At 70.4% G+C, this 21,667-nt stretch carries 24 protein-coding genes; 18 read left to right on the forward strand and 6 right to left on the reverse strand.

The genetic code is table 11. The annotated features are described in order from the left end of the window. Positions 1 to 234: 234 nt before the first annotated feature. From AC3IYJ_RS24885 to AC3IYJ_RS24950, 14 genes are all read left to right on the forward strand, one after another. Positions 235 to 1,140: a hypothetical protein gene (locus AC3IYJ_RS24885; RefSeq protein WP_489402915.1), complete on the forward strand. Its 906-nt coding sequence runs from the start codon at positions 235 to 237 to the stop codon at positions 1,138 to 1,140. A gap of 39 nt (positions 1,141 to 1,179) precedes the next feature. Further along, entirely contained in the window at positions 1,180 to 1,881 is a 702-nt protein-coding gene (gene cpaB, locus AC3IYJ_RS24890) for a Flp pilus assembly protein CpaB (RefSeq protein ID WP_489396966.1), read from the forward strand. A gap of 7 nt (positions 1,882 to 1,888) precedes the next feature. Further along, on the forward strand, positions 1,889 to 3,202 hold the full coding sequence (locus tag AC3IYJ_RS24895; protein ID WP_489396967.1) for a CpaE/TadZ family protein: 1,314 nt from the start codon (positions 1,889 to 1,891) through the stop codon (positions 3,200 to 3,202). Between the two features lie 75 nt (positions 3,203 to 3,277). Then, positions 3,278 to 3,604: a TadE/TadG family type IV pilus assembly protein gene (locus tag AC3IYJ_RS24900; RefSeq protein ID WP_489396968.1), complete on the forward strand. Its 327-nt coding sequence runs from the start codon at positions 3,278 to 3,280 to the stop codon at positions 3,602 to 3,604. 4 nt (positions 3,605 to 3,608) lie between these two features. Continuing rightward, a complete protein-coding gene (locus AC3IYJ_RS24905) occupies positions 3,609 to 3,971 on the forward strand; it encodes a TadE/TadG family type IV pilus assembly protein (protein WP_489396969.1) in 363 nt (120 codons plus the stop codon). A gap of 2 nt (positions 3,972 to 3,973) precedes the next feature. Continuing rightward, complete coding sequence (locus AC3IYJ_RS24910; protein ID WP_489396970.1) at positions 3,974 to 5,326, forward strand: TadA family conjugal transfer-associated ATPase; 1,353 nt, start codon at positions 3,974 to 3,976, stop codon at positions 5,324 to 5,326. Further along, the gene (locus tag AC3IYJ_RS24915; RefSeq protein ID WP_489396971.1) at positions 5,323 to 6,261 is read left to right on the forward strand and encodes a type II secretion system F family protein; all 939 of its coding nucleotides are present in this window, start codon (positions 5,323 to 5,325) and stop codon (positions 6,259 to 6,261) included. The genes AC3IYJ_RS24910 and AC3IYJ_RS24915 overlap by 4 nt, the downstream gene beginning before the upstream one ends. A gap of 13 nt (positions 6,262 to 6,274) precedes the next feature. After that, entirely contained in the window at positions 6,275 to 7,168 is an 894-nt protein-coding gene (locus AC3IYJ_RS24920; protein ID WP_489396972.1) for a DUF5936 domain-containing protein, read from the forward strand. Positions 7,169 to 7,173: 5 nt separating this feature from the next. Next, positions 7,174 to 8,370, forward strand: coding sequence for a sensor histidine kinase (locus tag AC3IYJ_RS24925; protein WP_489396973.1), 1,197 nt, complete (start codon positions 7,174 to 7,176; stop codon positions 8,368 to 8,370). Continuing rightward, positions 8,370 to 9,059, forward strand: coding sequence for a response regulator (locus AC3IYJ_RS24930; protein ID WP_489402916.1), 690 nt, complete (start codon positions 8,370 to 8,372; stop codon positions 9,057 to 9,059). The genes AC3IYJ_RS24925 and AC3IYJ_RS24930 overlap by 1 nt, the downstream gene beginning before the upstream one ends. Before the next feature lie 110 nt (positions 9,060 to 9,169). Beyond that, complete coding sequence (locus AC3IYJ_RS24935; RefSeq protein ID WP_489396974.1) at positions 9,170 to 9,415, forward strand: hypothetical protein; 246 nt, start codon at positions 9,170 to 9,172, stop codon at positions 9,413 to 9,415. Then, a complete protein-coding gene (locus tag AC3IYJ_RS24940) occupies positions 9,415 to 10,029 on the forward strand; it encodes a pilus assembly protein TadG-related protein (RefSeq protein ID WP_489396975.1) in 615 nt (204 codons plus the stop codon). The genes AC3IYJ_RS24935 and AC3IYJ_RS24940 overlap by 1 nt, the downstream gene beginning before the upstream one ends. A gap of 28 nt (positions 10,030 to 10,057) precedes the next feature. After that, positions 10,058 to 10,651, forward strand: a complete 594-nt coding sequence (locus AC3IYJ_RS24945; protein WP_489396976.1) for a hypothetical protein — start codon at positions 10,058 to 10,060, stop codon at positions 10,649 to 10,651. Between the two features lie 4 nt (positions 10,652 to 10,655). Continuing rightward, a complete protein-coding gene (locus tag AC3IYJ_RS24950) occupies positions 10,656 to 11,294 on the forward strand; it encodes an OmpA family protein (RefSeq protein ID WP_489396977.1) in 639 nt (212 codons plus the stop codon). A gap of 310 nt (positions 11,295 to 11,604) precedes the next feature. On the opposite strand, the gene AC3IYJ_RS24955 is transcribed toward AC3IYJ_RS24950, so the two are convergent. After that, positions 11,605 to 12,075 (reverse strand): DIP1984 family protein, encoded by a 471-nt coding sequence (locus AC3IYJ_RS24955; RefSeq protein WP_489396978.1) that lies wholly within the window; start codon positions 12,073 to 12,075, stop codon positions 11,605 to 11,607. Between the two features lie 398 nt (positions 12,076 to 12,473). On the opposite strand from AC3IYJ_RS24955, the gene AC3IYJ_RS24960 reads away from it, so the two are divergent. Further along, positions 12,474 to 12,932 (forward strand): hypothetical protein, encoded by a 459-nt coding sequence (locus AC3IYJ_RS24960; protein ID WP_489396979.1) that lies wholly within the window; start codon positions 12,474 to 12,476, stop codon positions 12,930 to 12,932. A 112-nt stretch (positions 12,933 to 13,044) separates the two neighbouring features. Here the strand turns inward: AC3IYJ_RS24960 and AC3IYJ_RS24965 are convergent, their stop codons facing one another. Together AC3IYJ_RS24965 and AC3IYJ_RS24970 are read right to left on the reverse strand one after the other, a co-directional pair. Beyond that, positions 13,045 to 15,252, reverse strand: a complete 2,208-nt coding sequence (locus tag AC3IYJ_RS24965; protein ID WP_489396980.1) for a protein kinase domain-containing protein — start codon at positions 15,250 to 15,252, stop codon at positions 13,045 to 13,047. Between the two features lie 108 nt (positions 15,253 to 15,360). Beyond that, complete coding sequence (locus AC3IYJ_RS24970; RefSeq protein WP_489396981.1) at positions 15,361 to 15,642, reverse strand: hypothetical protein; 282 nt, start codon at positions 15,640 to 15,642, stop codon at positions 15,361 to 15,363. Positions 15,643 to 15,858: 216 nt separating this feature from the next. On the opposite strand from AC3IYJ_RS24970, the gene AC3IYJ_RS24975 reads away from it, so the two are divergent. Next, a complete protein-coding gene (locus AC3IYJ_RS24975) occupies positions 15,859 to 17,439 on the forward strand; it encodes an IS1182 family transposase (protein ID WP_489396696.1) in 1,581 nt (526 codons plus the stop codon). Between the two features lie 59 nt (positions 17,440 to 17,498). On the opposite strand, the gene AC3IYJ_RS24980 is transcribed toward AC3IYJ_RS24975, so the two are convergent. Beyond that, the gene (locus tag AC3IYJ_RS24980; RefSeq protein ID WP_489396982.1) at positions 17,499 to 17,690 is read right to left on the reverse strand and encodes a hypothetical protein; all 192 of its coding nucleotides are present in this window, start codon (positions 17,688 to 17,690) and stop codon (positions 17,499 to 17,501) included. Positions 17,691 to 17,700: 10 nt separating this feature from the next. Then, positions 17,701 to 18,552, reverse strand: coding sequence for a helix-turn-helix domain-containing protein (locus AC3IYJ_RS24985; protein WP_489396983.1), 852 nt, complete (start codon positions 18,550 to 18,552; stop codon positions 17,701 to 17,703). Positions 18,553 to 18,793: 241 nt separating this feature from the next. Here AC3IYJ_RS24985 and AC3IYJ_RS24990 point away from each other — a divergent pair, with 241 nt between their 5' ends. Both AC3IYJ_RS24990 and AC3IYJ_RS24995 read left to right on the forward strand, forming a co-directional pair. After that, the gene (locus AC3IYJ_RS24990) at positions 18,794 to 19,306 is read left to right on the forward strand and encodes an ATP-binding protein (protein ID WP_489396984.1); all 513 of its coding nucleotides are present in this window, start codon (positions 18,794 to 18,796) and stop codon (positions 19,304 to 19,306) included. A 6-nt stretch (positions 19,307 to 19,312) separates the two neighbouring features. Further along, a complete protein-coding gene (locus tag AC3IYJ_RS24995; RefSeq protein ID WP_489396985.1) occupies positions 19,313 to 20,170 on the forward strand; it encodes a S8 family serine peptidase in 858 nt (285 codons plus the stop codon). Here the strand turns inward: AC3IYJ_RS24995 and AC3IYJ_RS25000 are convergent. Beyond that, positions 20,134 to 21,537 (reverse strand): SH3 domain-containing protein, encoded by a 1,404-nt coding sequence (locus tag AC3IYJ_RS25000; protein WP_489396986.1) that lies wholly within the window; start codon positions 21,535 to 21,537, stop codon positions 20,134 to 20,136. The genes AC3IYJ_RS24995 and AC3IYJ_RS25000 overlap by 37 nt on opposite strands. Positions 21,538 to 21,667 lie beyond the last annotated feature (130 nt).

The following is a 21,667-nucleotide window of genomic DNA, read 5'->3' on the forward strand; positions in this document are numbered from 1 at the left end:
CATGGCTTGAACCGATCGCCGCACCGGTCGTCTTCCGATCCTTGTTGTCCGTATTTCCCGCCACCTGTGACACGTGCTGACGGCACGGGAATTCGCAAGGCCCTGCCCTGTCAGGAAGGACGCGGATATGGTGCTCGGGCAAGGGGGAAGGGTGTTGGTCGTTTGCGGTCGCGCAGCATGCGCGCACGCACCACGGTCAGGGGAACGCCCGTGGAGTACCGGGTGAACGGGGGGATGCGCGTGCCGACCGCCATTGCTGTCACCAGCGCCGATCTGATGCTGCCGGCCCCGGACCGGCACACTCCCGCGGCCGCCGTGCTGGCACCGCCGCACGAGCTCGACCTGGAGGGCGCACTCGCCCGGACGGCCGAACTGCTCGAGCGCCACGGCCATCTCGTGGTCGTCGTACCCAGCTGGCTGCCGGCCTCCGAGGCCCGGCGCCTGCACACCGTTCGGGCCATCCTGGAAACCGACCGGATCGCGCTGGTCGACATCGATCTCCCGCCGCTGGCGACCGCCCTGCTGGTGCGTCAGCTGCGCCAGCTCAGCGTCTGCGACTTCAGCCCCGGAGTCCTTGCCTCCGCCGCCCGGCTGCTCGCCCACTACATCTACGCCGGCGCGCTGCTCGGCTCGGTCGCCAAGCTGGACCGGGTCCCGGTCGGGCTCAAGGCGCACGCCAAGTCCTGGGCGCCGAACGCACAGTTCGCCGTCCTGGCCAACCCGTCTCCGTACCTGGCCAAACTGGGCTCGGGATCGGGCGGCGCACACGGCGGCGGCGCCCTGCCCGCGGGTCCGGACTTCGCCACCCACCTCACCTTCGCCCGCGGCCAGCTCGCCTCCGACTGGGTGGTCTCGGACCTGGCCCCCGCCTGGAAGGTCCAGGGGGTGATGGAGAACCCGCTGCCCGCCGACTCGGCGGCCTGGTGGGCCACGCCCAAACTGGTCGAGTTCGCCGCCGCCATCCCGGACCCCTCGGTCCTCTACCAGCTGGTCGCCTCGGTCCGCCGCGAGGAGTGCCGATGGTGCGGCTTCGAACTCATCGGAGACCGCTGCGGCTTCTGCGCCGCCCCGCTCACCGCGCCGCCCCCGCCGACGGCTCCCGCCGCTCAGCTGCGCCCCAGATCCAGATCAAGACTCTGACCGGCCCGAACGAATGAAGAACGGCGAGGTAAGACCGCGATGAACTCACGCCAGCGCCGCGGCGTCATCCTGCTGATCCTGTCGGTCCTGTGCGCCCTTGCCGCCTTCGGTGGAGTCCTGGTGTTGATCGGAGACGTCAACTCCAAGGTCGGGGCCGAGGTCGTCGCGTACCGCGTGAAGGGCGACATACCTCCGTACACCCCGCTGGCGGCAGGCCAGTTCGAGCAGGTCACGGTCCCCAAGCGGTGGCTGTCCGACACCGCCGTCACCGACCTCGGCCAGCTCAAGGACAAGATGGCGCTCACCGCTCTGAAGCAGGGATCGCTGCTCCAGAGCGACATGTTCGTCGACCGGCCCAAGCTCCAGGCCGGCGAGCAGGAGATCGCCATCATGATCGACGCCTCCACCGGCGTGGCGGGCAAGATCACCCCCGGTGCCAAGGTCAACATCCTGGGCACCTTCAAGGGCAAGAAGCCGACCGACCCCGACGTGGCCGTGGTCATGGTGGCCAACGCCCGCGTCATCAACGTCGGCCGGCTCACCGCCCTGGACAAGGACAGCGACAAGAAGGGTCCGGCCGAGGCCGTCCCGATCACCTTCGCCCTGAGCACCAAGGACACCGAGCGCGTCGCGTACGCCGAGTCCTTCGCGGAGCACGTACGCCTGGCCCTGGTGGCCCCCGGCACCGACTCGACGCCCAGCCCGAGCGACCACTTCTACACCCTCGAAGGGGACAGGTGAGGTGCGGATGACCACCCGGATCCTGCCCGCGGTCGGCGACCCCGAAGCCGCCCGCGTCATCGCCACCCTCCTCAGCCAGCTCCCGGGCGCCGAGCCCGCCGCCCCCGTCGCCGATTCCACCTTCCTCCTCGAGATGCTGGGCCGGCTCGCCACCGAGTCGATCGACGAACTGCCCGAGGTGGTCCTCGTACACGAGCGGATCGGTCCGCTCCCGGCCCTGGAGCTCATCCGCGAGGTCGCCCTGCGCTTCCCGGCGGTCGGCGTCGTCCTGGTCACCTCGGACGCGAGCCCCGCGCTCTTCTCCGCCGCCATGGACTCCGGCGCGCGCGGCCTGATCGGCCTCCCGCCGACCTACGAGGAACTCGCGGCCCGCGTCCAGGCCGCCGCCCAGTGGTCCGTGGGCGTACGCCGACACCTGGGCCGCGGCCCGGAGCTCCCCACCGGCCCCGGCGGGCGGGTGGTCACCGTCACCGGGGCCAAGGGCGGAGTTGGCGCCACCTTCACCGCCGTGCAGTTCGCGCTGGCCGCCGCGGCCGCGGGACGGCGCACCGCCCTGGTCGACATGGACCTCCAGGCCGGCGACGTCGGCTCCTACCTCGACGTGCAGTTCCGCCGCTCCATCGCCGACCTCGCCGGCATCCAGGACATCTCGCCGCGCGTCCTGCAGGACGCGGTCTACGACGACCGCACCGGACTCGCCCTGCTCCTCGCCCCGGCGGACGGCGAACGGGGCGAGGAGGTCGACGACCGGGCCGCCCGGCACGTGATCGCCGCCCTGCGCGCCCGCTACGAGGTCGTCGTCATCGACTGCGGCACCCAGGTGACCGGAGCCAACGCGGCGGCGGTGGAGACGGCGGACGTGGCGGTCCTGGTCACCACCCCCGACGTGGTCGCGGTCCGGGCGGCCAAGCGGATGGTCCGGATGTGGGAACGGCTCCAGGTCCGCAAGGCGGAGGACACGGCGATGGTCGTCAACCGCTGGAGCAAGAACACCGAGATACAGCCCTCGCTGATCGAGAAGATCACGAAGACCCGTGCCGTACGCACCCCGGTGCCGGCCGCCTTCAAGGAACTCCAGGCGGTCGTGGACGCGGGCCGCGTCCAGGACCTCGACAACCGCTCGACGGTGAAACAGGCGCTGTGGGCGGTGGCCGGGGAACTGGGGCTGCTGACGGCGCCGGACGCCCCCGGTTCACCGACGGCCGCGCCCGCAGAGCCGGGCGCGGCGGTGGCCGTGCGGGCCTCCGGCCCGGTGGCCCGCCTGCGCGGCGGCGACCGCGGCGCCCTCGGCCCGTGGCTGCGCCGCGGCCGGGAGGGCTGAGCGGTGCCCGCGCGCAGACCCGTACGCGGCGGCGAACGACGTCGGGGCCGGGATCGGGGCCGGGACCGGGGCCAGGTGGCGATCGAGTTCGTCGGTACGGTGCCGCTGGTCCTGCTGCTCGTGGCGGCGGTGTGGGAGTGCGTACTGATCGGGTACGCCTTCTCCCTCGCCGGGAACGCGGCGGACGAGGCGGCGCGCGCGGGTGCGGTGAAGGGGGCCGCCGAGTGCCAGGCGGCGGCGGGCAAGTACATCGGGACCGGCTGGAAGAAGTCCGTCAGCTGCGGCGCGTCCGGGGACGTCTACAAGGCGACCGTCACCCTCAACATCCCCGTACTGTTCCCCGGCCTCGGATTCGGCTCGATCGACGGCACGGCCGGCGCGGCGATGGAGAGGGAGGAATGACGGCATGAGGCGACGCTCTCGCTCCGACCGGGGCCAAGTGGCCATCGAGTACATCGGCTTCGTCCCGATCCTGCTGTTCGTCGCACTGTGCGGCATCCAGCTGGGCTGGGTCGCGTACGTCCACCAGCAGGCCGAGACCGCCGCGCGCACGGCGGCCCGCGTGGAGGCCCGTTACGGCTCGGGCGGAGCGGCCGCGGGGCAGGCGGCCGTCCGGGAGGGCCTGGGCGCCGACATCAGCGTGACCAAGAACGCCGACGCCGTCACCGCGCGGGTGACCATCAAGATCAACTCGATCATCCCGGGACTCGACCCCGACCCGGCGACGGCCACCGCCGTCATGCCCAACGACGACCCGAAGGGACCCTGACCATGAGCCTGCGTTCCCGGGTCAACACACCCGACGACCGCCACAACCCTCGCGAGGACGGCCGGCTGGTCTCCTCGTACCGCGCCAAGCTGCTGGAGGAGATCGACCTCGCGGAGATGTCCGCGCTCGCGCCCGCCGAGCGCCGGGCGCGCCTGGAGCGCGTGCTCGGCCACATCATCAGCCGCGAGGGCCCGGTCCTGTCCACCGCGGAGCGCTCCCAGCTGATCCGCCGCGTCGTCGACGAGGCGCTGGGCCTCGGCGTGCTCGAACCGCTCCTCGAAGACCCCACCATCTCCGAGATCATGGTCAACGGCCCCGACCAGATCTTCGTGGAACGCTCCGGCCGCGTGGAGCAGCTCCCGCTGCGCTTCGCCTCGCACGACCAGCTGATGCAGACCATCGAGCGCATCGTCTCCACCGTCAACCGCCGCGTGGACGAGGCCAACCCGATGGTCGACGCCCGCCTGCCCAGCGGCGAGCGCGTCAACGTCATCATCCCGCCGCTCTCCCTCACGGGCGCCACGCTCACGATCCGGCGCTTCCCGCGGGCCTTCACCCTGCACGAGATGGTCGGCCTGGGCTCCCTGGACGAGCACATGCTCCTGCTGCTGTCCGGGCTGGTGGCGGCCAAGATGAACGTGATCGTCTCCGGCGCCACCGGCACCGGCAAGACCACCCTCCTCAACGCCCTCTCCGGCTTGATCCCGGAGGGCGAGCGGATCATCACCATCGAGGACTCCGCCGAGCTCCAGCTCCAGCAGGCGCACGTGATCCGTCTCGAATCCCGCCCGGCGAACGTGGAGGGCAAGGGCCGGATCACCATCCGCGACCTCGTCCGCAACTCCCTGCGCATGCGCCCCGACCGCATCATCGTCGGCGAGGTCCGCGGCGGCGAGACGCTCGACATGCTCCAGGCCATGTCCACGGGCCACGACGGCTCCCTGGCCACCGTCCACGCGAACAGCTCGGAGGACGCCCTGATGCGCCTCCAGACCCTCGCCTCCATGTCGGAGGTGGAGATCCCCTTCGAAGCGCTCCAGGACCAGATCAACAGCGCCGTCAACGTCGTCGTCCAGCTGACCCGCTTCGGCGACGGCACGCGCCGCATCACCGAGATCTCCATCCTCGACTCGCACGGCCGCGAACCGTTCCGGATCATCCCGGTCTGCCGCTTCGTCCCCCAGCCCATGGGCGCGGACGCCCGAGTCCAGGGCTACTTCACCTACTACCCCCTGCCGCGCCGCATCGCGGACCGGCTCTACATGAACAGCCAGCCGATCCCGCAGGCCTTCGGCGTGGCCCTGCCGGAAGACGAACTCACTATGCCGCGCCCGATCAGCGGGACCGCCCTGTGAACCCATACGTCTCCCTCACCCTCGCAGCCACCCTGCTCTCCTGCCTGTTCGTGATCTGGGGCGTCCACGCCTACTCCAAGGGCCGTGCCCAGCGCGCCGCCCTCATCGACCGGCTCTCGGCGAGCGGAGCCCCCGACCCACTGGGCCGCGTACGCCGCTTCCGCGCCCTGGACCGCAGGCTGCGGCGCACGCAGCTCGGCAAGCGCATCGAGATCAAGCTGGCGACCACCGGTCTGGACGTGACCCCGGGGGAGTTCTTCGCCTACATGCTCGCCTCGGTCGCGGCGGTCTGGCTCCTGGCGGCCTCCCTCCTGGCCCCCTTCTTCGGCCCGGTCGCGGGCGCCATCGGCCTCTGGTCGGCCAACGCCTTCCTCAACTGGCAGCGCACGCGCCGCACGGAACGCTTCATCAGCCAGCTCCCCGAACTGGCCCGCATCCTGGCCAACGCCACCCAGGCCGGCCTGGCCCTGCGCACCGCCATCGGGATCGCGGCGGAGGAACTCGAAGCCCCGGCCGGCGAGGAACTCACCCGCGTCGCCGACCGCCTGGCCATCGGCCACTCCATCGAGGAGTCGCTGAGCGAGCTCACGCAGCGGCTCCCGTCGCGCGAGCTGGTCGTCTTGGTCTCCACCCTGGTCCTCTCGGCGCGGGCGGGCGGGGCGATCGTAGGCAGCCTGCGCAACCTGACCGTGACGCTGGAACAGCGCAAGGAGACCCGGCGAGAGGTCCGCACCCAGCTCTCCCAGGTGACGGCGACGGCGTACCTGGTCCCGGCGATCGGGCTCGGCTCGCTGTTCCTGGTGAACGCGATGATGCCGGGCGCGCTGGACCGCATGACGGGTGCCTTCATCGGCCAGACGGCGGTCCTGGTCTCGATCGGCCTCTTCACGCTGGGCTTCGTCCTCATCCGCCGTATGTCGAAGATCGACGTGTGAGGAGCCCGAAACCGTGACCGCTCTGCTCCTGGCCGTCGTAGTCGGGATCTCCGTCTTCGGGATCTTCCACGGCGTGCGCCTCTACCGGGCCGATGCCAAACTCCCCACCGACCTGGCCCTGGCCCTGGAGGTCGGCGCCACCCGCACGACCGCGGTCGGCTCGGCTGTCGACCGCATGGGCATCCGCTACGCACCCCTCGTCCTGCGCCTGATGGGCCCCACCCGGGTGGCACGCAAGCGCCGCCAGATCGACTCCGCCGGAAACCCGGCCGGCCTCACCATCGACCGCTATGCGGCCCGCCGCGCCGTGTACGGATTCCTGGGCGCCCTCGGCGCCTTCGCCATGCTGATCAACGGCCAACTGGTCCCGGCCCTCCTCATGGTGGCCTTCGGCCTGTTCTGGATCGAGGTCGGCCTGTGGTCGGCGGTCCGCATCCGCCGGGACCACATCGAGCGGACGCTCCCGGACTTCCTGGACGTCCTCGCGGTCGTCGTCAGCGCCGGCCTGGGCTTCCGCCAGGCCCTGGGACGGGTGGCCGACAAGTACGAGGGCCCGTGGGCCGACGAGATCCGCATCACCCTCCAGCAGATGGACATGGGAGTCAGCCGCCGCCAGGCCTTCGACGAGCTGCGCCGCCGCAACGACTCCGAGCAGGTCGCCCAGTTCGTCACCGCCCTCCAGCAGGGCGAGGAGCTCGGCTCCCCGATCGTGGAGACCTTGATCGCGATCGCCGAGGACATGCGGCGCACGGACGCGCAGAACGCCCGCCGCCGGGCGGCACGGGCGGTCCCGAAGGCGACCTTCGCGGTCACGACGTTCATGCTGCCGGGCACTCTGATCCTGCTGGTGTGCGGGTTCGTCTACGGAGCGAACGTGGACTTCGGCGCCCTGTTCGGGGGCGGGTGACCACCATGGCGGTACTGGACCTCGCACGGCCGGCACCCTCCGTCGCCGTGCCCTCCCCGACCCTCCAGGCGAACGCGCTCAGGGCCCTGTGCCGCCAGGTCTTCGCGTTCCGCCTCGTCATGATCGCCCTGGGCGCACCGCTGGCCCTGGCGCGCACGGCACACGGGGGACCCACGTACCTCGTGGGCGCCGCCATCCTCCTGACCTTCATGCTGTCCTACGTCCTCTTCCGCGACTGGGAACGCTTCGGCCCGCTCCTCCTCAGGCACCGTTGGCTCCTGGCGGCGGACATGGGCTTCAGCGCCCTCCTCCTGATCACGGCCACCCCCGAGTCCCCGCTGGGCTTCGTCTCGCTCTGCACCCCTCTCCTGGCCGGGCTGGTCTACGGGTGGCGGGGCTCGGCGGTCTACGCGGCGGTCCAGGCGGTCGCGGTCGGCGCTCTGGCGGGCACCCTGATCCTTCCCACCCTGTGCCTGCTCGCGGGCGCCGCGGGATCCTGCCTGCGCGACCTCCTCGTCCGCTTCGGCACGGCGAGCCAGGCCCTGACCGAGACCCGGGCCCGCCTGGCTGTGGCGGACGCGGTCCGCGCGGAGCGCGACCACCTGGCCCGGGAGATGCACGACTCGGTGTCGAAGACCCTGCACGGCCTGGCCCTGACGGCGGACGCCCTGGCCCGCACCACCGACCCGTCGGCGATCCGCCGCCAGGCGGAAGTCCTGTCGGCGGCTGCCCGTGCCGCCGCGGCGGAATCCCGAGCCCTGCTGACGGACCTGCGGCGGGACCTGGACACCCCGGGGGTGTCCCTGTTCCCGCACCTGCGTTCGTTGACCGGGGACGCGGAGCTCCACACGTCGGGAGTCCTCCCGGTGATCCCGGGCGCGGTGGCCCGCCACCTGCTGGCGGTGGCTTCGGAGGCACTGGAGAACACCCGCCGACACGCGGGGACCGCCGCGCGCGCCACGGTCCGCCTGGCCGCGAACCCCACCCACCTCACCCTGACCATCGAGGACGACGGCCCAGGCCTCCCGGGCGGCGTGGACCTCTCGACTCTCGCCCGCCGGGGTCACTTCGGCCTGCTGGGCATGACGGAACGCGCCGCCGCCATCGGCGCCCGCCTGGACATCGGCTCCGGCCCGAACGGTTCGGGGTTCCAGGTCCGACTGGAGCTGCCGCTCGCGGCGCTGGGGGTGCGTGCCGCGTGATGCCGACACCGCTGCGCGTTCTGATCGCGGACGACAACCCGGTCGTCCGGGCCGGCCTGGCCGCCCTCCTGACGGCGACCGAGGGCATCGAGGTGGTGGCCGAGGCCGCGGACGGCCGCGAGGCCCTGCGGCTGACCCGGCTGCACGCCCCGCAGGTCGTCCTGCTGGACGTACGGATGCCGGGAGTGGACGGCATCTCGGCCTTGCCCCATCTGGTCTCCCTGGCCCCGGTCCTGATGCTGACGTACAGCCGTGAATCGGAAATCGTCCGCGAGGCCCTCCTGTTGGGGGCCGGCGGCTACCTGGTCCACGGGGAGTTCACCCCCGACGACCTGATCCGAGCGGTCCGTGACGTGCGCGAGGGCCGCCCCCATTTCACGCCATCGGCGGCGAGCGCGTTGCTCACGGAACTACGGACCTCTTCGCAACCGCAACGAACTGTGGCACAGTCTAGTGAACGTCTGCACAACTCGGTTGTCTTCGGGCTCAGTTCGCGGGAGGTGGAGATCATGGAACTCATCGCGTCAGGAATGAACAACCAGCAGATCGCCGCCACCTGCTTCATCAGCGAGAAGACGGTCAAGAACCACATCAACCGCATCTTCGCCAAGCTGCAGAGCGCGACCCGCAGCGAGGCGATAGCGCGCTGGCTGGGAACGGCGCGTCCAGGGGTGAGTGGCCATGGGTAGACGGAGTGCGCAGTGGGTCCGTAATTGGGCCCCGGGACCCTTGGTAACGACTGGTGACTCGACGTACCGTCCGCGAATCGACAGCGGCACTCGGCCGGGAGGGATCCCCCATGTCACACAGCACGCTGCTCAAGGCGACCGTACAGACGAAGATTCGCGTGAGCGGATGGATGGACACAGCCGTCGCGAGGACGCGCCAGCGGTATGCGGCGACGGACCGGGGGCAGACCGCCTTCGAATACCTCGGGATCATCCTGGTGGTTGTAGTGATCATCGGAGCGATGGTGGGAACTGGGATCGGTACGACGATCGTCGAGAAGATCAAGTCGCAGGTCGGGCTGATCAAGGCCGGCTAATGGCCCGGAGGCTCGACGACCGGGGGCAGGCGTTCCCCATCTACATCGTGGCAGTGACGGGGTTTCTCTTCGCCGCTCTGGCCTTCGTTGTTGTCGGAATGGCCGGCGTCATCCGCAGCGATGCGCAGGGTGCTGCGGATGCGGCGGCGTTGGCAGCAGCCGGAGAGGCGCGGGACAAGGTGTTCGGCGGCCTCAACCTGGCGGATCTCAAACCGGCTGACTGGGAGAAGATCCTCGACGGGAAGGCCTTCGACACCGTTGGAGCTTGCGGGAAGGCCACCACGTACGCCAGGGAGAACGAGGCGACGGCTGCCTGTGATGCGAACCCCCCACGATTCACAGTCACGGTGACTACCACGAAGACCATTGGTTCATCGGTCGTACCAGGGACGGGAGGAGCGCATGGAGAGGCCAAGGCCACAGCGCTGATCAAGCCGCGCTGCTCTCTTGGGATGGCCTCCACCCCGTCCGTGCCCCCTGACGGGGAGGCTCCGAAGCCTGACCCGGTGAACATCAGCTGCGATGGCGGCAAAGACATCATTCTGGATCCACTGAATCCAGGCCAATTGCCCAAACTGGCAAGGGTTCTCTTTAGTGTGCGACTGGTCGATTGACGACGTGAGAGACAAGGAAGCGGCGTACATGAGCATGCGGCAGATGGTGAAGGTCCGCAGGGGAGCGGCCGTAGCGGTTGCGGCGGTCTTGGCCCTCACTCTGGCCGGATGCGGTGGAGGCGATGAGAAGCCGAAGGCCGCACAAAGCCCTTCCGCCTCGTCTCCTCAGGGCGGGGCGTCCCAGACACCCGCGCCTGGTCCGAGTCAAAGCTCTGCACCGCTTGAGGTCCTTGCCACGGTCAATGGGGAGGACGGTGTCGTACTGACGATCAACTCGGCCAAGCGCGATGCAGGTGGGTTTCTAACCGTCAGCGGTCAGATCAAGAACACCGGCAAGCAGCAGTATGTGAAGACCACTGCTTGGCGGGGCACTGAGAAGGCGCTCACCGGGAGTGGCGAGTCGGTGGGCGGTGCCACGCTCGTCGACAAGGCGGGTAAGAAGCGCTACTACGTGCTGCGTGACACGGATGGGCGCTGCCTCTGCACGAGTGGCGTGGCCGCGATTGAACCCGATCAGACGATCCCGTTCTTCGCGCAGTTCCCAGCGCCGCCCACCAGTTCCTCCGAGGTGGAGTTCAGTCTGCCCACCTTCGCCACGGCTACCGTCAAACTCTCCGGGTGACCCCATGACAAACCGCCACCGCACCACCGCCGCTACGGCAGTCGCCGGCCTCGTCATCGCCGGTGCCCACCTAATCGGCGCGACGAGTGCCTACGCAGACAACCCCACACCCTCCGTACCCCCCGGAACAGAGCCGTCCGCCTTAGCCCCCGTACCCATCGACTCCAAAGCCCCCGGCCTCAAGATCCCCCAAGGCGGCACCCTCGCGCCCATCAAAGTGCTGGACATCGCCGAAGTCGTCGAGGATCTCGGGGGTGAGCAGCGGCGGCAGGAGACGAATCAGACCGTCATGATGGCGCTGCAGTCCGAGGTGATGTTCCCGGAGGACAGCGCGGTCTTCAACGCCCAGGCGGCCGCGCGGATACAGGCCATCGCGCAGGAGATCAACACGCAGAGGGCGACCCGGGTCCGCGTCTTCGGGTTCACGGACGACCAGGGCAGCTACGAGCACGGCAAGGAGCTCTCCAAGAAGCGGGCCGATGCCGTGCAGGCCGAGCTGGCGAAGACCGTGACGAACCCCAGTGTCGTCTTCGACGTGCGCGGCTACAGCGAGGACTATCCGATCGCCGACAACGGCACCGAGGAAGGCCGCAAGAAGAACCGCCGGGTCGAGATCACCTTCCCGCGCGGCTCCGGCCAGTAGGGCATCGGCGCGAACGAAGCAAAACCGGCGGTCGCCGTCGACATTACGTCGACTGCGACCGCCGGAAGAGGCCGTGTGGAGAGCCCCGAACCCGCCCTCATCGCTTCGGATCTGCACGTGGTGATGTGCCGTGTGTTGTGCACTGTTACTTGTGTGCCGTGCTGAGCTGCACTGTCATTGGGGACTCGAACCCCCGCGTTGCTCTTCACACACCAAGAGTGGGTCGGAAGAACCGCCGGCCCTCGGTTTGTGCTCGCCTCCGAAGCGACTACCTGCTCCACATGACCCCGTCCTGCCGGACTCCGGAACGTCAGTCCAGCAGGTCGGCTTCCCAGTTCGTGCGCTGGATGCGCACGTCGAGCTCGCGGATCTCCCGCGCGAGCACGTCCGCCCGGCCGCGCAGTTCCGCGACCGGTAGTGCCGACAGCGTCACCAGTTCGGAACGCAGCTGCCTGCCGTAGCCCCGCTCGCCCGTACCCGCCGCCGCGTCCGCGGCTGCGGTGACCACCGAGTGGCGCAGCCGTAGTACGTCCCGGCGTGCGAGCGCGTCGGTGAGGGTGCCGTCCGGGCCCATGTCGATGGTGGCGTTGGTGCGGTTGATCCGCCGGATCAGGGACTCCAGGGTGTCCATCGCCTCGCCGGCGTCAGCCAGCAGCTGCGCCGCGTCCTCGGAGGGCGGTTCGCCCTCCTGGTACCGCGCGTTGCTGACTATGCGCGCCCGCAGTTGTTCCACGCGTCGCGTCGTGTCCTTGCGTTCCGCAAGTGCCTCGGCAAGCTTCACCGGTACCACCTCCTGTTCCTCGTCCGTCGTGCGTCTCGCAGCAGTGTACGGATGCGAAGGCGCTCGGATGAGTCCATTTTTCGTTGCCCCCGCCCGCCGGGGATGGATGATCCGCCGGACGTTTTCGGCCTGGTCCGGGTGGCGCGGGCCAGGGCGGGCGTGTGGGGTGTCCGCCTGAATGTCCCGGTTGGATCACCGGCTCCGTGGGCCGTGTGCGACGTTGTCGCCGGTGCGGATCATGCCATTTCCGCATCGGTGACCTCTTCCCGGCACGGCCGGCCGATCGGCTGGTCCAGACCTATCCGGGGGATGCCGTACGCCCCAACACTGGCGGGGCCGGGCCACCGACGGAACGGCGTGCCACCTCACCGCTCTCAGGGAATCGAGAACCGAGAACCATGCTCAAGACGAAGCTGCGTCGCGCCGCCGCCCTCGCCGCCGCGACCGTGACGCTCGCCGCCGGGGTTTCCCTCACCACCGCCGGGAGCGCCAGCGCCGCCACCGGATGCCGGGCCACCTACTGGGCCAACTCCTCCGAGGGCCTTCAGCCCTGCGGGGACTGGACGACCCCGCACACCATCGTCGCCTCCGGGTACCTGTACGGCCCCATCGCGCGGGCCGACCTGTACGTGAACGAGTTCAGCGGCCCCGGCGGCACCCTGCTGAACAGCTGGAAGGTCGGTTCGTACGGCTGCGGCGGCGGTACCTGCCGCGTCTCGGGCGGGAACGTGAGCGTACCCAACGGTCACTACTACAACGTCTCGTTCCGGGAGTACTGGGACAACAGCGGCTACCACTGGCTCGACGCCCAGAGCCCGCTATTCTACCTCAACGACTGCACGCCCCGCTGTTCGTGACGGCCTGAACCGCCGGTTCGCCGAAACGCCTTCGGTGCGCGTCCGCGTCGTGGTTGGGGCCGCGGCCCGGCGCGCACCGGAGGCGCGGTCGTGCGGTCGCGCGGTAGTGCGGTCAGGTGGGGAGGTCTCCGGAGGTGGCGTTGACGGCCAGTACGCCGCTTTCGTTGGTGACGTAGACCAGGCCGTTGGCGACGAGCGGGGCGTTCCACAGGTTCATGCCGTTGACCCTGGCGCCGGTTCGGGCGGTCCATTTCTGGAACCCGTCGGTCGCGTCGAGGGCGTAGACGGTTCCGTACATGTCCTGCAGGTCGGCGACGTAGACCCTCCCGTTCGCCACGGTCGGCGTCGAGGGGATGAAGGGGCCGTTGATGTCGAAGGTCCACTTCTTGGCACCGGTCTTCAGGTCCAGCGCGTGGAGGGTCTTGTCGCCGCCGCCGACGTAGACGGTGTCCGAGGTGACGACCGGGGGCGAGGGCCGGAACCAGGGGTCGGCGGTCGCGTCGCGCTTGAGGGACGCGGACCACTTCTTGGTGCCGGTGGCGGCGTCCACGGCGTAGAGGGTGTCGTCGTTGGCGGTGGCGAAGACGAGGCCTTCGGCCACTGCGGGGGTCTTGAAGTACTGGCCGCCTTCGTGGAAGGCCCACTTGATCTGCCCTGACACCGCGTTGAAGGCGTACAGGCCCGGTTCCTTGCCGGCGACGCCGATGTAGACCGTCTGGTCGGCCACGGTCGGCGCGCAGAAGACCTTGTCTCCGGTCGGGAAGTTCCAGACCTCCAGGCCGGTGTTCGTGTCGACGGAGTAGACCTTGCCGTCCTTGCTGCCGAAGAAGACCCTGCCCTCGGCCACGGCGGGCCTGCCGGGGATGTAGTCCCCGGCGGCGAACACCCACCTCTCGCTGCCGCTGCGCGCGTGGAGCTTCCCGTCGGAGTCGGCGAAGAACAGCATGCCGTCGGCCGCCGTGAGCTCGCCCACCTCCTTGGTCCCGTCGGCGGTGACCTGAGCCTGTTCCGCGCCGGTGAGCGCGTCCAGACCGTAGATCGTGTGGCCGTCGGTGAAGCGGAGCGTGCCGGCCGACAGGACCGGGGGTGTCGGGATGGTCGTCTTCGCCTCGAAGCGCCAGCCGCGCGGCCCGGGGCTCGGCTGCCCGGCGGACGGAGCCCCTGCCCCGTTGTCGTGTCCGGCGGACCGTGGCGTGCCACGGTTGCCGTTCTGGGCGAGCAGGGCGGCCGTGGTGCCGCTCGCCGCCAGCGCGGCCGCGCCGAGGCCGAGCCACAGCGCCCGCCTGCGGGACAGGTGGCGGGGCTTGCCGTCCTCCTCCGTCGTCGTTGCCGCCGCGCCGGTCCCCTCCGGCGTTACGGCCTCTACGGAGTCTTCGGCCTTCGCCGTGGCCGTCGGGTGCGGGGGCCCGGGCGGCGGCGTCGCCGTCTCGGTGGCCAGGCTGTGGAGGGGGTCCGGTGAGGGGCCGAAGCCGGGCGGGGGCTCCGCGGGCAGGGCCGGCGCCGGGGCGGGGAGTGTCGCGGCCAGGGCGCGCAGGGTGTCGTGGACCTCGGAGGCGGAGGCTGGGCGGTCCTGGGGGGACTTCGCCAGGAGGCGCAGCACCAGCGCGTCGAGCGCGGCCGGGACCTCCGGCCGGAGCGTGCGGGGCGGGACGGGGGCCTTGTTGAGGTGCGCGGTCATCATCGCTACAGGGCCGGTGGCCGCGAAAGGCGTGCTTCCCGTGAGGAGTTCGTGCAGTACGCAGCCGAACGCGTACAGGTCCGAGCGGGCGTCCCCGCTCTGCTCGTCGAAGCGTTCGGGGGCCATGTAGGCGAGCGTGCCCATGACCTTGCTGGACTTGTCGCTGGCCGCCATGTAGCGGGCGATCCCGAAGTCCAGGATCTTGATCTCGCCGCCCGTGGTGAGCATCAGGTTGGCGGGCTTGAGGTCCCGGTGGACGATGCCGGCCGTATGGGCGGCGGCCAGCGCGGCGGCACCCTGGGCGGCCCACCCGACCGCGTCCGCCACCGGGGGCGGACCGTCCTGGCGCAGCACCGCCGCCAGGTCGCGGCCCTCGATGTACTCCATGACGAGGAACAGCGTCCCGTCGGCCGGGTCCTGACCCATGTCGTGGACGGTGACGACGCCGCGGTGGTTGAGACCGCCCGCGGTGCGTGCCTCGCGGAAGAACAACTCCGCGTCGCTGCGGTCGCCTCGGTCGTGGGGCAGTAGTTTGACCGCGACGTGACGGCCGATCACCCGGTCCCGCCCCGCCCAGACCTCACCCATGCCGCCCCGGCCCACGAACTCCGTCAGCTCGTACCGGCCCGCAAGAACGCGCACAGCCACTCTCCCCGTCCCCCCGGGGCACTCCGCCCCACCTCGCGAACGTGCCCCATTGAACCCCAGAAGCCCAGAACCCTCGGGGGGAGGCCGGGGAGGGGCCCTCGATCAGGGGATCAGCGAGTTGTAGATCTCGTACACCTTCGAGTCGAAGCCCGGCGCCCCCAGGTCCTGGGCGGCGGGGACAAGCGCCTCCTGAACGAAGCGCTGGTAGGCGGCTTCCGATTCCCAGATGTCCATGACCTGTAGACCGCCGTCCCCGAGAAAGGTCGCTACGTGGGAGATGAGGCCGGCGGGCGGGTTCGTCCGGTCGGGGATGGCTCTGTCGAAGACGGTCTGGTAGATGTCCTGGGTCCAGTCCGCGCTCTGGTTGTGCACCAAAACTGGCATCTCGACTCTTTGGATCCCCCCGGCCGACGGGGAAAAAGGTCCTCACTGCGACGCTACGCCCGTGCGTGGTGCCCGGCATCCAGGCCGTCTCTTTCGGATCTTGTCGGCCTTGTCAGACGCGGACCCCGGCAAGATCCGAAAGAGACGGCCTAGAAGGTTGCTGAAAATCTCGGGTTCTGGCCCCGGCTCGGTCGAGTCGGGGCCAGTCTTGTAGGCATGCAGGGGGAATGGGCCGGGGAGACGGTCGGGCCGGATGTGTGGGAGACCTGCCGGGAGTTGATCCCGGCGGGGAGTGTGTTCGCATTCTTGGCCGAGCATCGCGAGGCACTGTTCCCGGCGGGGACCTTCGCCGACATGTATCCCTCGTCCAACGGCCGTCCGAGTCTGCCGCCGCAGGTGCTGGCCGCGACGGTGGTGCTGCAGAGTCTGCAGGGGTTGTCGGACTTTGAGGCCGTTCAGGAACTGCGGTGTGACCTGCGGTGGAAGGCCGCCTGCGGGCTTGGCCTGTATGACATGGCCTTCGATCCGTCGCTGCTGACGTACTTTCGGCGCCGTCTGCGTACTTCGGCCGATCCGATGCGGATCTTCACCACGGTCAAAGAGGTCGTGGCCGCGACCGGCGTACTCAAGGGAAAGCAGCGACGGGCGCTGGACTCCACCGTGCTCGATGACGCGGTGGCCACCCAGGACACCGTCACCCAGATCATCTCCGCGATCCGCCGGGTGATCCGCGAGGTCCCCGGCGGCCAGGAGACGGCCGCGGCGTGGTGCTCGGCGCACGACTACACCGATCCGGGCAAGCCGAAGATCGCCTGGAACGATGAGGCGGCCCGCGCCGCGCTGGTCGACGCGCTGGTGACCGACGCCTTCAACCTCCTCGGGCACCTGCCCGAGGAGGAACTGGGCGAGAAGGCAGCGAACGCGGTGGGCCTGCTGGCCCTGGTCGCTGGCCAGGACGTCGAGCCTGCCGAGGATTCCGACGGCCGCGACGGCCGCTGGCGCATCGCGAAGCGCACAGCGCCGGACCGGATCGTATCGACCGTCGATCCCGACGCCCGTCACATCCACAAGAACCGCACCCGCCACCAGGACGGCTTCAAAGGGCATGTGTCCTTCGAGCCGGAGACCGGGCTGTTCACCGCGGTCGCCCTGACCGGCGGCTATGGTCCCGGCAATCACGAGGCCTCCGTCGCCGCCGATCTGCTGGAGGGGGAAAACGACGGGTTAACCGTGCTCGGCGATTGCGCCTACGGCACCGGTGAACTGCGCGAGCAGCTGCAGGCCGCCGGCCACACTCTGGTGATCAAGCCGCCGCCGATGCGGCGGGCCGTCCCCGGCGGCTTCACCATCGACGACTTCCACATCGACCAGGCGGCCGGCACCGCGACCTGCCCCGCGGGACACACCGCCAACCTCGGGCGGGTCAAAGCGGACGGCGCCCGCACCGCCCAGTTCAAGCGCGGCTGCACCGACTGCCCCCTGCGGGAACGCTGCACAGCCTCCAAGACCGGACGCACCGTGAACGTCCATCCCCAGCACGAGCTGCTGGCCGCGGCCCGAGCACAGGCGGCCACCGACCCGGCCTGGCAGAACGAATACCGCCGATGGCGGCCACCGGTCGAACGCGCCATCGCCTGGCTCGTCGGCAAAGGCAACCGACGAGTCCCGCACCGGGGCGTCATCGCCAACAGCATCTGGCTCCACCACCGCGCCGCCGTCCTCAACCTCCGCCGACTGATCAACCTCGGACTCACCCGGACCGGCCACACCTGGCGTCTCGCCCCAGCCACCACATAGCGAAAGGGGCCGCCCGGCCCACGGCCGGACAGCCCCACAACAAGATCTTCAGCAACCTTCTAGAGCAGGTGGTCGGCCTTGCCGGCCTTGATGTCCCGGATCAGTTGCTGCAGGGCCTCGCGGCTGTCCGTGAGGTACGTGTCCTCCTGGCCGGCGAGGGCGATGTAGCTGTTGCCGTCCCCGTCCACCCCGATCCGGTAGCAGTTGTTTCCCTCGCCGCAGAAGGCTTCTTCCCAGCTTATGTCGGCCATCGGTGGCTCCTCAGAGTTGGCTGGCGACCGCGTGGATGAAATCGCGGGACGCGTCGGGGGACAGTGCGTGCTTGTCCATCCAGTCGATGTGGGACCGGTACTTCGTGAGCTGCGCCTCGGTGTGCGTGAACTCCGGTCCGTGCGCGGAGTCGAGCTGCACGGTGTCGAGCTGACTCACGACGCCCTCGGCGTAGAGCATCGCGTGCCCGGCACCCGGGAACGCGCCCGTTTCAACGGTCAGGACGCGGAGCGTGAGGTTTTCCCGTTCCGAGACCTCGCACAGGTGCTCCAGCTGTTCCCGTGTGGCCCGGCGACCGCCGAACTGCATTCGCAGCGCGGCTTCGTGTACGTACGCCTCGTAGGGCCGGGCATCGTCGCCCTCCAGCACCTGCTGTCGCTTCAGGCGGTGTGCCACTCGCAGCTCGACCTCGGACGTCGGGAGCGCGGGGAGTACGGAGCCGAATACGGCGCGGGCGTAGGCGCTCTGGTGGAGCAGCCCCGGCAGGTGGACGGTCTGCACCGAGCAGAGACGTGTTGCGTGCCACTCCAGCTCGGAAATGTCGAGGAGGCCGGGCGGGATCGCACCGCGGTACGCCTCCCACCAGCCGCGCTCCCGGGGCTGGGTCAACGTGGCCAGTTTGTCGACGTAAGCCTTGTCGCCCACGCCGCAGTGCGCGGCCAGGGTGCGCAGGCGGCCGTCGCTGACCGCCCGAAGTCCCTGTTCGATGGCCGACAGTTGGGAGCGGCTGACGTTCAGTACGGCGGCTGCCGACTCGGCGGAGACATCTGCCGCGACGCGCATCCTGCGCAGCTCCGCGCCCACACGTCGCTGGCGCTCCGTTGGGGAGGTCCTGGCTGTCATGTGTGCAGTCTGCCGGTTCGCGATGGCCCTTGACGACGGCGGGGCAATTTTTCCAGTCGGGGGCGCAATTGCGCCCCCGACTCCGCTACATTCAGTAAAGCGCCGCTCACGCAAGGGAGTTGAAGTGCACCGCCCCGCCGTGCGATCCCGCATGCCCCGGCGGCAGGCCACTACCCCCGCCGCGGGAGCAGCCGGCTCACCGAAGGTCACGTCATCCACGTCACGACGCAGGGAGTCCGTCATGCCCAGCCCCTTCACGCCGCCGCCCGCCGCCCACTTCGCCGTATGCCCGACGGCTCCGGCCGCCGGCGGCGAACCGCCCTCCCCGGACGGGCTGGCGTGCAGCCTGACCCTGCCGGGGGAGCCGTGCAGCTCGCAGATCGCGCGCAGCACCGTACGGTCCGCCCTGCACGCCCACCGGCTCGATCCGCTCGCGCCCGCCGCCGTGCAGGTCGCCGGGGAACTCGTCGCCGCCGCCTGGTACTTGGATCCGGGGCGGAGCTTGTACCTGTCCATCCGCCACCGCGACGGCTTCCTCCGGCTCACCGCCTACGACGGCCACGTCCCGCACACACATCCCCGCCTCGCCGCCCACTGCGAGGCCCGCCGCCGGGGTGCGCTTCGGGTGATGTCGGCGGTGGTCAGGGACTGCGGCGGGTCGTGGGGCTTCGGCGAGTCCCGGGAACCGGGTGGCGGGACGCGGACCTGGGCGAGCCTGCCGGTGGCGGGGGCCGCCGGGTACCTCGGCTCCTGAGGGGCGGTGCGCGGGCGGGTTCCGGCCGGGCAGTCGTCCTACAGCTACACCACGCACTCGCAGGGCGAGGGCGTCAACGCGTACGTCATCGACTCCGGCATCGACATCGCCCACCCCGACTTCGAGGGCCGGGCTTCGGTGGAGTACGACCCCTTCGGGAACGGTCCCAACGACTGCACCGGGCACGGCACGGGTCTGGCCGAGAACCTGGGCGGCCGCACGTACGGAGTCGCGAAGAAGGTGAACCTCATCGCGGTCCACACCCAGCCCTGCGGCGGCGGGGGGACCAACCAGGACTTCATCAACGCGATCAACTGGGTCGCCGCCCACCACAAGAGCCCCGCGGTGGCCGTCTTCTCGCACAACTGGAACGGGTACGGCTACTACGGCCAGATGAACGAAGTCGCGGTGGCCATCAACAACCTGGCCTTGTCCGGGGTCTTCGTGGCCGTTTCCGCGGGCAATCCGACGGACGCCGGCTGGTTCTTCCCGGCCGCCATCCAGCGCTACGCGGTCGAGAACCCGCCCGCCAACGCCGGTCAGGCCCTCGTGGTGATGGGCACGGCGCCGGACGACACCGTCCCGCTGGGCGCCGTAGCGAACCCGGGCTGCAACAACTACAAGGCGTGGAACGCCGTGGGCGGCGACATCTACGCTCCCGGGTTCCCGGTCAGGACCATCAAGGGAACCTGCTGCTGGACACCGGCGGCCTGTAGTCCGTCCCCGCTGAGGGCGGGAGCAGAACGCGGCGCGCACCGGGGCTCGGGGCCCCGGTGCGCGCCGGTGGTGGTGCGGTGGTCAGGCCGGCCGGTGGTCCGGTCGGCCGGTCAGCAGGTGGGGATGCGGTTCAGGTTCTCGGCGTAGCGGGCGGCGATCCAGCCGCTGCCGTCGGCGAGCTTGTACCAGAGGGAGTTGCCCGCGACCTCGGTGCCGTTGGTCTTGCACATCACCTGGACCTCGGCGCCGTGCTTGAGCACGCCGCTCTTGGCGTAGTGCGTGCCGGGGCCGGTGCGGACGTGCAGCTTGTCGCCGACGATGCGGGCGGTCGGCTTGGCGTGCCCGTTGCCCTTGCCGCCGTGGTCCTTGCCGCCGTGGTCCTTGCCCCCGTGGTCCTTGCCCCCGTGGTCCTTACCGCCGTGGTCCTTGCCGCACTTGCACTTGCCGGGCTTGCCCTGGTCGCCCTTGGGGCCCTTGGGGCCCTGGTCACCCTTGGGTCCGCCGGGTCCGCGCGATCCCGTAGGGCCGGCCGGGCCGGTGTTGCCGCGGTCGCCCTTGTCTCCCTTGTCGCCCTTCGGACCGCCGGCCGGGCCCGTGTCGCCGCGGTCGCCCTTGTCCCCCTTGTCGCCCTTCGGGCCGCCCGCCGGGCCCTGGTCGCCCTTCGGACCGGCCGGGCCGGTGTCGCCCTTCGGGCCCTGGGGGCCGCCGTTCGGGCCCTGGTCGCCCTTGGGGCCCCTGGGTCCGGTGTCGCCCTTGTCGCCCTTCGGACCCTTGTGGCCCTGGGGGCCCTTCGGTCCGTGGTCGCCCTTGTCGCCGCGCTCGCCCTTCTCGCCGCGGTCCCCCCGGTCCCCGCGTTCGCCCTTCTCGCCGCGCTCGCCCTGGTCTCCCTTGTCACCCTTGTCGCCCTTGGGCCCGGGGCGGCCCGGCTTGCCGTGGTGGCCGGGCTTGCCCTCGTGGCCCGGCTTCCCGTCGTGCCCGTCGTCGCCCGGCTTCCCGTCGTGGCCGTCGTCGCCCTTGGGGCCCCTGACCGGGGTGGACACCGCGTACAGGCCCGGCGCGGAGTCGTCCCCCGCCGCCCACTCGCCGCCGCCGAGGGTCGTGCCCTCGGGGGCGTCCGCGTCCACCCGTACGAGAACGCCCAGCCGGGTGTCGCTCTCCGCCGGGAAGGCGAAGCCCGCGCGGGTCCCCGCGTCGCAGGTCAGCTGGCGGGCGTCGCCCGAGCGGGTGCAGGACGCTCCGGCGCGGTCCCCGTTCCAGTAGAAGCGGGCCTCGGGGAAGGTCGTCCGCTCCGGAGCGGTGATCCGGAAGCTGCCGCTGAGCGCCGGATCGCCGTTGTTCTCCGCCACGATCACCACGCGGCCGGTCTTGCCCGCGGCGATGGAGGGGACGTACGGCTGGGAGAACCGGATGTGCGGCGGGCCGGCGGCGGCGAAGGCCGGCGCGACCGGCAGCAGGCAGGTCGCGGTGACGGCCGCGACGACCAGGGCGGCCGACGTGCAGCGGGAAGCAGACAAGGGTGTTTCCTCCGCGAGGAAAGGCGATGGAACCGGCATGAAACCGCCGAATGCGGTCTACCGGTGGACAAAAATTCCAACACCAGTTAAAAGCTGATCATGCGACCCGGGAGTGCGCGACGCGTCACCG

The sequence above is a fragment of the Streptomyces sp. GL_140 genome (assembly GCF_057834465.1).